At 69.0% G+C, this 11,845-nt stretch carries 10 protein-coding genes and 1 tRNA gene; 3 read left to right on the forward strand and 8 right to left on the reverse strand.

The features are described from left to right. The first annotated feature begins 57 nt into the window (after nt 1-57). The gene (locus HLB44_RS19040; protein ID WP_173125403.1) at nt 58-441 is read left to right on the forward strand and encodes a hypothetical protein; all 384 of its coding nucleotides are present in this window, start codon (nt 58-60) and stop codon (nt 439-441) included. Between the two features lie 80 nt (nt 442-521). Here HLB44_RS19040 and HLB44_RS37915 read toward each other — a convergent pair whose 3' ends face one another. The 4 genes from HLB44_RS37915 to HLB44_RS19060 all read right to left on the reverse strand — a co-directional run bounded on the left by HLB44_RS37915 (nt 522) and on the right by HLB44_RS19060 (nt 8,389). After that, nucleotides 522-3,566: a S8 family serine peptidase gene (locus HLB44_RS37915; RefSeq protein WP_173125405.1), complete on the reverse strand. Its 3,045-nt coding sequence runs from the start codon at nt 3,564-3,566 to the stop codon at nt 522-524. Nucleotides 3,567-3,588: 22 nt separating this feature from the next. Next, on the reverse strand, nt 3,589-4,233 hold the full coding sequence (locus tag HLB44_RS19050; protein WP_173125407.1) for an NF038120 family PEP-CTERM protein: 645 nt from the start codon (nt 4,231-4,233) through the stop codon (nt 3,589-3,591). 318 nt (nt 4,234-4,551) lie between these two features. Further along, the gene (gene secA / locus HLB44_RS19055) at nt 4,552-7,296 is read right to left on the reverse strand and encodes a preprotein translocase subunit SecA (protein ID WP_173125409.1); all 2,745 of its coding nucleotides are present in this window, start codon (nt 7,294-7,296) and stop codon (nt 4,552-4,554) included. 130 nt (nt 7,297-7,426) lie between these two features. Next, nucleotides 7,427-8,389 (reverse strand): M23 family metallopeptidase, encoded by a 963-nt coding sequence (locus HLB44_RS19060; protein ID WP_173125411.1) that lies wholly within the window; start codon nt 8,387-8,389, stop codon nt 7,427-7,429. 84 nt (nt 8,390-8,473) lie between these two features. Between HLB44_RS19060 and HLB44_RS19065 the strand changes: the two genes are divergently transcribed. Continuing rightward, nucleotides 8,474-8,782, forward strand: coding sequence for a DciA family protein (locus HLB44_RS19065; RefSeq protein ID WP_173125413.1), 309 nt, complete (start codon nt 8,474-8,476; stop codon nt 8,780-8,782). 18 nt (nt 8,783-8,800) lie between these two features. Then, the gene (locus HLB44_RS19070) at nt 8,801-9,646 is read left to right on the forward strand and encodes a DUF4214 domain-containing protein (protein ID WP_173125415.1); all 846 of its coding nucleotides are present in this window, start codon (nt 8,801-8,803) and stop codon (nt 9,644-9,646) included. A gap of 9 nt (nt 9,647-9,655) precedes the next feature. On the opposite strand, the gene HLB44_RS19075 is transcribed toward HLB44_RS19070, so the two are convergent. The 4 genes from HLB44_RS19075 to HLB44_RS19090 form a co-directional block, all read right to left on the reverse strand. After that, nucleotides 9,656-9,731, reverse strand: a tRNA-Thr gene (locus HLB44_RS19075). Nucleotides 9,732-9,784: 53 nt separating this feature from the next. Beyond that, nucleotides 9,785-10,330 (reverse strand): ClpXP protease specificity-enhancing factor, encoded by a 546-nt coding sequence (locus HLB44_RS19080; protein ID WP_173125417.1) that lies wholly within the window; start codon nt 10,328-10,330, stop codon nt 9,785-9,787. Nucleotides 10,331-10,343: 13 nt separating this feature from the next. Beyond that, nucleotides 10,344-10,958 carry a glutathione S-transferase N-terminal domain-containing protein gene (locus HLB44_RS19085; RefSeq protein WP_173125420.1) on the reverse strand — a complete coding sequence of 205 codons (615 nt, stop codon included), beginning with the start codon at nt 10,956-10,958 and terminating at the stop codon, nt 10,344-10,346. A 113-nt stretch (nt 10,959-11,071) separates the two neighbouring features. Continuing rightward, the gene (locus HLB44_RS19090; protein WP_173125422.1) at nt 11,072-11,839 is read right to left on the reverse strand and encodes a cytochrome c1; all 768 of its coding nucleotides are present in this window, start codon (nt 11,837-11,839) and stop codon (nt 11,072-11,074) included. Between the last annotated feature and the right edge of the window lie 6 nt (nt 11,840-11,845).

Raw genomic sequence — 11,845 nt, forward strand, 5'->3', positions numbered from 1 at the left:
TTCGGCGGGCAAGGGGGAAGCGGGCATTGTAGGAAGCGCGCTGCCTAGAATGACCGCATGCGACTCGCGCTGGCCCTCGTGCTGGCCGCCCTCACGCAGGTGGCGTGCGCGAGTGCGTCCGTCGACGAGCTGATCGGCGACGCCGCGTGCTCGTCGGATGCCGAATGCCGCACCGTCGGCGTCGGTGCGCTGGCCTGCGGCGGCCCGCAGGCCTGGCGGGCCTGGTCGATCCGGCGCACCACCGACGAAGCCGCGCTGGAGCGCGCGGTGCAGCAGCAACGCCAGGAGCGCGAGCAGGCGATCGCCAAGCGCGGCGAGATGTCGATCTGCCGCGTGGTGCCGGATCCGGGCGCGCACTGCGCCAAGCCGGCGGATGCGGGCGCAGGGCGCTGCGTGCTGCGTGCGGCCGGCGCACCGGGGGGCGGTGCAGCGGTCCGCTGACTGGCAGCGAAGGCGATGAAAAAAGGGGCCCGAGGGCCCCTTTGTCGTTCAGCCAGGCCGCCTTGCGGCGGCTTGGCCGATCACATCGCCTGCTTGATGCGCAGCACCGGCGCCGTGGCGGTACCGGTGGGCACGGCCTGGTTGTCGATGAACACCGTCGTCGCGCCGATCACCGCGCCGCCCGCCGTCTGGCGGTACTGCACGTTGCCGAGGTAACGATGGCCGGCCGGCACGTTCCAGCTCACACCGATCGACGCCGTGCCGCCGAGGTAGACCTTCGACGGACCGAACGCCTTGAGCGTCTGCGGGCCGACCGCCGGGCCGACGACCCAGTGCGACAGCGTGAACGCGGCCGAGCCACCGGCCGGCGCGAAGGCCTCGACGCAGGCCGTGTAGTTGCCGGACTGCGGATTCGCGATCGTCACCAGCTCGTCGGACGTGCCGCTGAAGCTGCCGCCGACCGCGACGCCGTTGCGGTAGACCGAGACGTCGAGGTCGCTGGTCGAGCCGCCGCCGGTCTCGCTGTTGAACATCTGCACCCGCAGGATCTGCGCGCCGGCCGGCACGCTGATCGGGAAGCAGACGTCCGGCTGGTTCAGCACCGAGGTGCCGTTGTTGCGCGTCGCCGCCACCAGGCCGGTGGCCGTGGTGTTGAAGCTGCCCTCGTAGCCGGTGGCCACGGTGAACACCTTCGAGCCGACCGCCTTGGTGTCGGTGACCGTCGTCAGGCCGACGAACTCCGACGCCTTGGCCTGCAGCGGGCTGCGCACCGTCTTGCCGTCACCGGTCCAGGTCACGTGGCCGAAGCGCCAGGCTTCGACCGGCGCACCGCTGCGCGTCAGCGTGACGGTGTACGACGCACTGGCGCCGGGCGCCAGGGTCAGCGTCGACGGCGCGACGCCGACCGTGAAGCCGGGCAGCGCGGCCGTGGCGTCGTACGTCACGGTGCTGCTGCCGGTGTTCTTCAACGTCCGCGTCACGGTGCCGACGCCGATCACGTTGGCGCGCGTGATCGAAGCCAGGTTGAGCTCCCAGCCGTTGATCGCGCGGGTTGCGTAGGCGAAGAAGTTGGCCGGCGACGCGTCGTAGACCAGCTGGGTGTCGAGCGCGGCGTTCGGGTTCAGGTGACCGGCGCCATAACCCCAGACGTTGGCGTCCGCGGTGCCATTGGCCAGCTTGACCGATTGCGCCGCGCTGGTCATCAGCGCCGACTTGATCGCCGCCGGCGACCAGGTCGGGTTGGCCTGCTTCAGCAGCGCAGCGGCGCCGGCAACGTGCGGCGCAGCCATCGACGTGCCCGAGATCATGTTCGCCTGGGGCGTGCCGAGCAGCGTGCCGGCGACGATCGCGTTGCGATCGGCGACGCTGATGCCGCTGTCGGCATAGGCGGCGATGATGTCCGAGCCGGGCGCGGTGATGTCCGGCTTCAGCACGTTGGCATCGGCCTTGTTCGGGCCACGCGACGAGCTGTCGGCCATCACCGGTGCCGGCAGGCCCGGCACCTGCACGCCGCCGCTGAAGGTGGCGGTGCCGGTGCCGGTCGCGGCATGCGCGAGCACCTGGTTGGCAGCGGAGGCCAGCAGGTGCACGGTCGGCACCGAGTGGGCGATGTTGAACACCGTGTTCGCCGAGGCGAGCGGTCCCGACGGGATGTTCTGCAGGATCATGCCCGCGGCACCGGCGGTCTTGGCGTTCGCGCTCTTGTTGACGAGCACGTTGCCGCCGCGGTAGCAGACGACGATCTTGCCGTTGACCTTGGCCGGATCGAGCAGCGTGCCCGCGCCGTCGGCCGGGCCGTAGCAGCGCGCCAGCAGCGTCGGGTCCGCGCCGGCCACGCCGGCGTCGGTCGATGCGATCAGCGGCTTGGCCGGCAGGCCGGTGGTCTGGAACGACGGGCCGGTGAACGTCGGCGGGTTGCTGCCGCCCAGCGTCACCGTGGCTTCGGTGTAGCGGTCGTGCGTCGAGTTGCCGACGGTCGCCAGCCACGGGCTGATGTGCGCCACCGTGTTGCCGGGACCGGAGTTGCCGGCCGACGCGGAAACGAACACACCGGCCGCCGCGGCGTTGAAGAACGCCACCTCGACGCCGTCGAGGAAGCTGGTCTGGCTGCCGCTGATCGAGAAGTTGATGACGTCGACGCCGTCGGCCACCGCCTGGTTGATCGCCGCGATGCTGTCGGAGGGGAAGCAGCTGCCCTGGCCGCGGCTGCCGTCCGCCGCCTTCGGGTCATAGCACACCTTGTACGCGGCCACGCGGGCGCGCGGCGCGATGCCGGAAATGCCGTTGATCTGCGTGCCCTGGACGGAAGCGCTCACGTTCTCGTTGCCGCCCGAGGTGCCCAGCGTATGGCTGCCGTGGCCGCCGCTGTCGCGCGCCGAGCGGAACTCGGTGTCGTACATGACGTTGGCGGAGGCATCCCAGCCGGCCCGGAAGTGGCGGGCGCCGACCAGCTTGTTGTTGCACATCGCCGCGGTGAAGCCCTCGGCGACCTCGCAGATGCCGGTGTAGCGCCCGGCGGGCAGCGGGTCGTAGACCACGGTGCCGGCCAGGTGCGACGGAACCGGCTTGCCGTTGGCATCGACCTTGTCGGAGAACGAGGGGTCCTCCGGCCAGACGCCGCTGTCGACGTGGGCGATGATGACGCCTTCGCCCTTGATCGCGCGGCCGCTGGCGTCGGTCTTCGACCAGGCGCCGTTCGGCCCGCTGATGCCGAGGAAGCTCGGCGTGTAGTTGGTGTTGAGCGGGCGCGCCTCGTCGACCGTGATCGCGCGCACGCCCGGATGGGCGGCGAGCTTCTGCAGCTCGGCGTCGGTCAGCCGCGCGGCGAAGCCGTTGAATGCGGCGCCGTACTTGTAGAAGACCTGGGCGGCGGGCACCGTTGCGGTGATGGCCGCCTGCTTGCTGTCCAGGTAGCTCAGGTAGGCCTGAACGTCGGCCGCATTGACCTTGAGCTTGCTGCCTGCGGCCGGACGGGTGGCCTTCAGGCCGCTGACGGTGCCGTCGTAACTCGCCGCCGGAGCGTCGATCAGCTGGATCACGTAGCTCTTGCGGGCGGTCGTCTGCGCGCCGGCCGCCAGGGCCAGCGCGCTCAGGGCAAAGCCGAGCGCCAGTCGTTGTGCTTTCATGGGTGGACTCTCCAGGGTCGGTTCAACGCGGTTGGCGGCGGCGCAGGCTGCCGGCGACGCCGAGGGCCAGCGCAGCCAGCGCAAGCGTTCCGGGTTCGGGCACCGCAGCGATGTTGTCGAGCGCGAACTGGTTGAGGTTGAAGAACGGCGTGACGCAGCCGCCGAGGCCGTCATGGCTGCAGGCCGCGAAGCTCACCGAGTCGACGAAGCCCCAGCTGGCGAAATCAGCGCCGCCGATGGTGCGAAAGCCGAACTCGCCGTTGCCGTCGGCGCCGCCCCAGGTGGCGAGCAGCGTGTAGGTCGTGCCGTCGAGGCCGTGGCCGCTGACGACCAGCGCGCCGGGATCTTCGCCCGGTGCGTAGATGCCGCCGATCGCCGAGATGAAGCCGTAGTCCAGCCCCTGGAGCTTGAAGTGCGCCTGGCCCGACGTGCGCGTCATCGTCACCGCGCTGTCGTTGAAGCCGCCGTAGAACTGCGAGGCGTTGCCGGTGGGCGCGTTGCCGAACAGGCTGAACGTGCCGCTGTCGGCGACGCCGCCGAAGCTGCCCCCTTGCGTGAACGTGTAGCCGCCGCTCGCGAAGCTCTCGGCATCGCCGAAGAACCCGAGGCCGACGTCCTCGAACGTCACCTGGGCCGCGTGCGCGGACGGAGCCGCGACGGTGCCCATCACTGCTGCACATGCCAGTGCAGCGAGACCCAATTTCCTCATTGATCGACCTTGTGTGTTGATTGCGGGACCCCTGCGGCGACGCACCTCGGATTCCGAGCCTAGGCTCGAAAAGGTGCGGCCACCGGGGCGAGCTTGCCGCGTCCGGCGGTTGGCCAGCGAAGCAAGCGCGGAGTGTCCGGCGCCCAAGCAACGGGTTCAGGTGATCGCCCCTCGATCGAGGGGTCTCGGTATCCCTAGGTCTTCAGAGGAACGGCCAGCGGCCGCTCGAAATCCCTAGGTCATTCACACGCAGCGGATGCGTGTCGACCCGCTTGACTAGGCAAGTCGGCCGTGGCAGGCCTTGTACTTGCGGCCACTGCCGCAGGGGCACGGGTCGTTGCGACCGACGCGCGGCACTTCGGCGACCAGCGTCGCCGGGTCGGCTTCTTCGCTGACGCTGCCATCCTCGTTGGGATGGGTGTAGGTCACGTTGGCGAGGTGCCCGACACGATCCTCGATGGCCTCGGCCGCCTCGACCACCTGCGCCGGCGACTGGATGCGCACCGTCAGCAGCACGCGCGTGACCTCCAGCTTCACGACGTCGAGCAGCTGCGAGAACAGCTCGAAGGCCTCGCGCTTGTATTCCTGCTTCGGGTTCTTCTGCGCATAGCCACGCAGGTGGATGCCCTGGCGCAGGTAGTCGAGCGCTGCCAGGTGCTCGCGCCAGTGCATGTCGATCGACTGCAGCAGCACCATGCGCATGAAGGGCGTGAATTGCTCGGTGCCGACGATCGCCACCTTGGCCTCGAACATCGCGTGCGCCGCGGCGACCACCTTCTCGACGATGTCCTCGTCGGTGATCGCATCGCTCTTGGCGACTTCCTCGCGCAGCGCCACCTCGAGCTGCCACTCCTCGGCCAGCGCCTTCTCGAGCGCCGGCAGGTCCCACTGCTCCTCGACCGTCTCGGCCGGCACCCAGGTGCGCACGACATCGGTCATCGCGCTCTCGCGCAGGTTGGCGATCTGCGCAGCCACCGAGCTCGCCTCGAGGATCTCGTTGCGTTGCTGGTAGATGACCTTGCGCTGGTCGTTCGAGACGTCGTCGTACTCGAGCAGCTGCTTGCGGATGTCGAAGTTGCGCGCCTCGACCTTGCGCTGCGCGCCCTCGATCGAGCGCGAGACGATGCCGGCCTCGATGGCCTCGCCCTCGGGCATCTTCAGCCGGTCCATGATGGCGCGCACGCGGTCGCCGGCGAAGATGCGCATCAGCGGATCCTCGAGCGACAGGTAGAAGCGCGACTGGCCCGGGTCGCCCTGGCGACCGGAGCGGCCGCGCAGCTGGTTGTCGATGCGCCGGCTCTCGTGGCGCTCGGTGGCAATGATGCGCAGGCCGCCGGCGGCCTTGACCTGCTCGTGCAGGCCCTGCCACTCGTCCTTCAGCTGCTGGATGCGGCGGACCTTCTCGTCGGCCGGGATCGCATCGTCGGCCTCGATGAACTGCACCTGCTTCTCGACGTTGCCGCCGAGCACGATGTCGGTGCCGCGACCGGCCATGTTGGTGGCGATCGTGATCACGCCGGGCCGGCCGGCCTGCGCGATGATCTCCGCTTCCTTGGCGTGCTGCTTGGCGTTGAGCACCTGGTGCGGCAGCTTGGCCTTGTCGAGCAGGCCCGAGATCAGCTCGGAGTTCTCGATCGAGGTGGTGCCGACCAGCGTCGGCTGGCCCTTCGCGTGGCAGGACTTGATGTCCTCGATCACCGCGTTGTACTTCTCGCGCGCGGTCTTGTAGATCAGGTCGAGCTCGTCCTTGCGCACGCGCAGCTTGTTCGACGGGATCACCACGGTCTCGAGGCCGTAGATCTCCTGGAACTCGTAGGCCTCGGTGTCGGCGGTGCCGGTCATGCCGCCCAACTTGGCGTACATGCGGAAGTAGTTCTGGAAGGTGATCGACGCGAGCGTCTGGTTCTCGCTCTGGATCGCGACGCCTTCCTTGGCCTCGACCGCCTGGTGCAGCCCGTCGGACCAGCGGCGGCCGGTCATCAGCCGGCCGGTGAACTCGTCGACGATGATGATCTCGCCGTTCTGGTTCACGTAGTGCTGGTCGCGGTGGTACAGGTGGTGGGCCCGCAGCGCGGCATACACGTGATGCATCAGCGTGATGTTGGCGGCGTCGTAGAGGCTCGCGCCCTCGACCAGCAGCCCGGCCTCGCTCAGCAGGCGCTCGGCGTTCTCGTGACCGTCTTCCGTCAGGTAGACCTGATGGCTCTTCTCGTCGACGGTGAAATCACCCGGCTCGATGACGCCCTCGCCGGTGCGCGGATCGGCCTCGCCGATCTGCTTCTTCAACCCGGGCACGACGGTGTTGATGCGCACGTACAGCTCGGTGTGGTCTTCGGCCTGGCCGCTGATGATCAGCGGCGTGCGCGCCTCGTCGATCAGGATCGAGTCGACCTCGTCGACGATCGCGAAGTTCAGGCCGCGCTGCACGCGATCGGCCACCTCGTAGACCATGTTGTCGCGCAGGTAGTCGAAGCCGAACTCGTTGTTCGTGCCGTGCGTGATGTCGGCCGCGTACGCTGCCTGCTTCTCCTCGCGGTTCATGCCCGGCACGTTGACGCCGACGGTCAGGCCGAGGAAGCCGTAGAGCCGGCTCATCCACTCGGCATCGCGGCGCGCGAGGTAGTCGTTGACGGTGACCACGTGCACGCCCTTGTGGGACAGCGCATTGAGGTACACCGGCAAGGTGGCGGTGAGCGTCTTGCCCTCGCCGGTGCCCATCTCGGCGATCTTGCCTTCGTGCAGCGCGATGCCGCCCATCAGCTGCACGTCGAAATGGCGCATCTTCAGCGTTCGCTTGCCGGCCTCGCGCACGACGGCGAAGGCCTCGGGCAGCAGGTCGTCGAGCGTCGCGCCCTGACTCAGGCGCTGGCGGAATTCTTCGGTCTTCGCGCGCAGTGCGTCGTCGTCGAGCTTCTCGAATGTCGACTCGAGCGCGTTGATCTTGTCGACCTCGCGCCGGTACTGCTTGAGCAACCGGTCGTTGCGGCTACCAAAAATCGAGGTGAGAAGCTTGGGCAACATGCGCGTGGGGGGCGAGGGGTGGGCTGTCGGCTCGGCCGAGCCGGACCGGCTTCACATGGGGACGGGTTCGTCCGGTGCAAGCGGCGGCGCCACAAAGCTGGTCAGTCTATCACCCGGGGTAGCCGGACATTCAGCGCGCCTGGGCCACGCCGAAGGCGGGCGAGGTGCGCGACAGGAAGCGCGCCGGATCCTGCGGCGCGCCGTCGACCAGCACCTCGAAATGCAGGTGCGCACCGGTCGAGCGGCCGGTGTTGCCGACCTCGGCCACGCGCTGGCCGCGCTTGACCAGATCGCCCGGCCGCGCGTGCAGTTTCGACAGGTGCGCGTAACGCGTCACCAGCCCCTTGCCGTGGTCGAGCTCCAGCAGCTGGCCGTACTGCGCATGCCATTCGGCGGCCAGCACCACGCCGCCCGCCGCGGCCAGCACCGGCGTGCCGCTGTCGGCCGGGAAGTCGAGGCCGGCATGCAGCGCGGCACGACCGGTGATCGGGTCCGGCCGCACGCCGAAGCCCGAACCGATCGGACCATCGACCGGCGCCACGCTCGGCACCAGCAGCGTCTGCAGGCGCGATTCGAGCAACCGCGATTCGACCAGCGTCAGCAGGTCGCGGCCCAGGTCGGTGCGCTCGTCGAGTTGCGCCAGCGCGTGTTGCAGCTCGTTCAGCGGCGAGCGCGCCAGCGGGAAACCGGCCAATGGCAGGTAGGGGCCACCCTGGCCGCCGCCGCGGGTGGCCGCCGGCGCCGGCTTCAGCGCGCCGGCATCGACGCCGGCGAGGCCCGACACCCGATCGCCGAGCGCTTCCATCTGCACCAGCCGCGCCTGCAGCTCGCCGACGCGCTGCGCCATCGCATCGAGGCTGTCGCGCATGCTGCGCTCGCGCTGCGCGAGCTCGACACGGACGATCGGCCGCACCAGGTCGCTGACGACCGGCCAGCCATCGCGCACGGCCTTCAGGAACACGAAGTGATACACCGTGCCGGACAGCAGCACCAGCACGCCGACCAGCGCGGCCGCCGCCGCCAGCAGCTGCAGCCGGCTGAAACGCAGCACGCGCGTACGCGCCACCGTGCCGTGGGTGATCATGATCTGCATCGGCGAGGGCCCTCCTCCGCGAAGGCCGGCGAGGCTACGCCAAAGTCACGTCCGGGACAAGGCGGACACCCCTACACTGCCGGCATGTCCAGCCCTTCCCGCCCGGCGGTCTCGATCGACAGCGCACTCGCCTCCTGCGACGCGCTGGCTCGGCTGGGCCAGCGGCTGGCGCTGTCGCAGCAGTGCTTCGACACCATCTCGCCGCTGCTGTCGTCGCCGCTGCGTAGCCAGGTGCGGCCGGGCCCGATCGACGACGACGGCTGGACGCTGCTGGTCGACAACGGCGCCGTCTCGGCCAAGCTGCGGCAGCTGCTGCCGGCGCTGCAGGCGCGGCTGGCCGCCGACGGCAGCGCGCCGCGGCCGATCCGCGTGCGCATCCTGCCGCGCAGCTGAAGCCTCGGGAGACCCGCGATGGCCCACTGGACGCTGCTCGAGCCGCTGGACCTGTCGACGCTGGACTTCTTCGACGGCGACCGTCCGAACAGCCCCGACGATCTCTTCGAGTCACTCGACGAGGCACTGCAGCTGCTCGAGGTGCTGTGGGACCTGCTGCACATCCTGTCGTACTACAACCCGCTGACCGACGACTGGGACACCGAGGGCCTGCTCGACTACCTGTACGAGGAGTTCGACTGGTTCGAAGGCTCGGCCGGCGGCGACACCTTCTCCGGCCGCGGCGGCAACGACGTGCTGCACGGCAATGGCGGCATCGACACCGCCGTCTACGAAGGCACTCAGGCGCGGTATGCGCTGGCGCGCCAGGCCGACGGCTTCACGGTCACCGACGGCCAGGGCGGCGCTGGCCGCGACACGCTGGCCGGCATCGAGCGGCTGCGCTTCGACGACCGCTCGCTGGCGCTCGACCTCGATGGCCACGCCGGCGGCGTCGCGCGGCTGATCGGCACGCTGTTCGGGCCGCAGAAGGTGGCGGATGCGGGGCTCGTCGGACTGGGATTGCAGTTGCTCGACGGCGGCTTGACGGACACCGAGCTCGCACAAGCGGCGGTGGCAAGCGCGCTCTTTGCCGACGCGGCCGGCTCGCACTCGAATGCCGACTTCGTGCGCCAGGTCTACCGCAACGTCACCGGCCAGGAAGCATCGGTGAGCGAACAGCAGCACTACACCGCGCTGCTCGACAGCGGCGCCACGGATCAGGCGGCGCTGGCGCTGTGGGCGAGCCAGACCGAGCTGCTGGCACAGCGCATCGATCTGGTCGGCTTGGCCGAGCACGGCCTCGGATTCATGCCACCGGCGTGACGCCGTCGGTGGTGCCGGCTGTCAGAGTCGAACTGACGACCTTCCGCTTACAAGGCGGGTGCTCTACCAACTGAGCTAAGCCGGCGCTGGCGACAACGCTCGTGCGCTGGCACGGGCGAGCGCGGATTGTAGGCGTGGCTACTTGATGCGCTTGAGCGACGGCCGGCCGCCGCCGGCCGGCGGCGTGGCGTCGGGCGGCGGCTGCTCGTCGGACCAGCCGGCGCGCGGAGCCGGCGCTTCGGCGGGCGGCTCGGCCGCCTCGTCGCTGCGCGCGAGGCGCAGGCCGCGCGGGGCCGCCTCGGCGCCCTCGCTCTTGGCCGGCGCCGGCGCCGCGCCGGTGGCGCTGTCGGTGGGCACCGGGAACGCCATGCCCTGGCCGTTCTCGCGCGCGTAGATCGCGACCACATGGTCGACCGGCACGACGATGTCGCGCGAGACGCCGCCGAAGCGGGCCTTGAACTCGATGAAGTCGTTGCCGAGCTTCAGCCCCGAGGTCGCCTCGAAGCCGACGTTCAGCACGATCTCGTTGTTCTTCACGTACTCCATCGGCACCTGCACATGCCGGTCGACGAACACCGCGATGTACGGCGTGAAGCCGTTGTCGGTGCACCAGTCGTGCAGCGCACGGATCAGGTAAGGGCGCGTGGACGTGCCCTGATCGTCGGAGGCAGGCGGATGGCTCATGAAGGACCGAAGCTTACTTGCGCATCACCTTCTCGGACGGCGTCAGCGCCTCGATGTAGGCCGGGCGCGAGAAGATGCGCTCGGCGTACTTCAGCAGCGGTGCCGCATTCTTCGACAGGTCGATGCCGTAGTAGTCCAGGCGCCACAGCAGCGGCGCGATCGCGACGTCGAGCATCGAGAAATCGTCGCCGAGCATGTACTTGTTCTTCAGGAAGATCGGCGCCAGCTGCGTCAGCCGCTCGCGGATCTGCGAACGCGCCTTCTCGAGCTGCTTGTCATTGGCCTTGACGCCGCTGCGGCCCTCGAGCGTATTGACGTGGGCGAACAGCTCCTTCTCGAAGTTGAAGAGGAACAGCCGCACGCGCGCACGCGCCACCGGGTCGCCGGGCATCAGTTGCGGATGCGGGAAGCGCTCGTCGATGTACTCGTTGATGATGTGCGACTCGTACAGGATCAGGTCCCGCTCGACCAGGATCGGCACCTCGTTGTACGGGTTCATCAGCGCGATGTCTTCGGGCTTGGCGAAGAGGTCGACATCGCGGATCTCGAAGTCCATGCCCTTCTCGAACAGCACGAAGCGGCAGCGGTGCGAGTAAGGGCAGGTCGTTCCGGAGTAAAGCACCATCATGGCGGCGGCTCCCAGTGAGGCGAAAGCGGGAATTCAAACGGCGCGCGCAGTGGGAGCCCGCTAGGCTACCACTGCGCGGAGGGGGCCCGGCGCACCGGGCCGACTGACGCGGGCTACTTGATGTCCTTCCAGTACGCGGCGTTCAGGCGCCAGGCGATCAGCGTGAACACCGCCAGGAACAGCAGCACCCACACGCCCAGGCGCACACGCTCGTTCTGCACCGGCTCGGCCATCCACACCATGTAGGCGGTCAGGTCGGCCATCGCGAGGTCGTACTCGGCCTTGGTCATCTTGCCGGGCTTGCTGATCTCGAAGCCCTTGAAGACGTGCTGCGTCTTCGTCGGATCGTGGGCGTCCTTCTCTTCGGTGAAGATCGCGCGCTGCTCGCCCTGCAGTTCCCACAGCGCGTGCGGCATGCCGACAGCGGGGAACACGGTGTTGTTCCAGCCGGTCGGACGCGTCTCGTCGCGGTAGAAGCTGCGCAGGTAGGTGTACAGGTAGTCGGCACCCGAGCCGCCGGCGCTGGCGCGCGAGCGGGCGACCACCGACAGGTCCGGCGGTACCGCGCCGAACCACTCCTTGGCGTGCTTCGGATCGAGCGACACCGTCATCAGGTCGCCGACCTTCTCGGTCGCGAACAGCAGGTTCTTCTTGATCTGCTCGTCGCCCAGGCCGATGTCGCGCAGCCGGTTGTAGCGCATGAACGCCGCGGCGTGGCAGTTCAGGCAGTAGTTGACGAACAGCTTGGCGCCGTGTTGCAGCGCGGCCATGTCGGTGACGCGCTCCTTCTGGAAGCGGTCCAGCGGCACGGTGCTTTCGCTGGCGTGCGACAAGCCGGCGAAGCCGACGAGGACCAGCAGGCAGGCGAGGATTCTTTTCATGATCTT

Origin of the sequence: Pseudaquabacterium terrae (assembly GCF_013266755.1) — a bacterium.
Taxonomy (GTDB): domain Bacteria; phylum Pseudomonadota; class Gammaproteobacteria; order Burkholderiales; family Burkholderiaceae_C; genus Pseudaquabacterium; species Pseudaquabacterium terrae.

Excerpts from the sequence above, each read along its gene's own strand:
- HLB44_RS19040 (WP_173125403.1), top strand. The coding sequence starts at position 58 with ATGCGACTCGCGCTGGCCCTCGTGCTGGCCGCCCTCACGCAGGTGGCG.
- HLB44_RS37915 (WP_173125405.1), bottom strand. The coding sequence starts at position 3,566 with ATGAAAGCACAACGACTGGCGCTCGGCTTTGCCCTGAGCGCGCTGGCC.
- HLB44_RS19050 (WP_173125407.1), bottom strand. The coding sequence starts at position 4,233 with ATGGGCACCGTCGCGGCTCCGTCCGCGCACGCGGCCCAGGTGACGTTC.
- secA (WP_173125409.1), bottom strand. The coding sequence starts at position 7,296 with ATGTTGCCCAAGCTTCTCACCTCGATTTTTGGTAGCCGCAACGACCGG.
- HLB44_RS19060 (WP_173125411.1), bottom strand. The coding sequence starts at position 8,389 with ATGCAGATCATGATCACCCACGGCACGGTGGCGCGTACGCGCGTGCTG.
- HLB44_RS19065 (WP_173125413.1), top strand. The coding sequence starts at position 8,474 with ATGTCCAGCCCTTCCCGCCCGGCGGTCTCGATCGACAGCGCACTCGCC.
- HLB44_RS19070 (WP_173125415.1), top strand. The coding sequence starts at position 8,801 with ATGGCCCACTGGACGCTGCTCGAGCCGCTGGACCTGTCGACGCTGGAC.
- HLB44_RS19080 (WP_173125417.1), bottom strand. The coding sequence starts at position 10,330 with ATGAGCCATCCGCCTGCCTCCGACGATCAGGGCACGTCCACGCGCCCT.
- HLB44_RS19085 (WP_173125420.1), bottom strand. The coding sequence starts at position 10,958 with ATGATGGTGCTTTACTCCGGAACGACCTGCCCTTACTCGCACCGCTGC.
- HLB44_RS19090 (WP_173125422.1), bottom strand. The coding sequence starts at position 11,839 with ATGAAAAGAATCCTCGCCTGCCTGCTGGTCCTCGTCGGCTTCGCCGGC.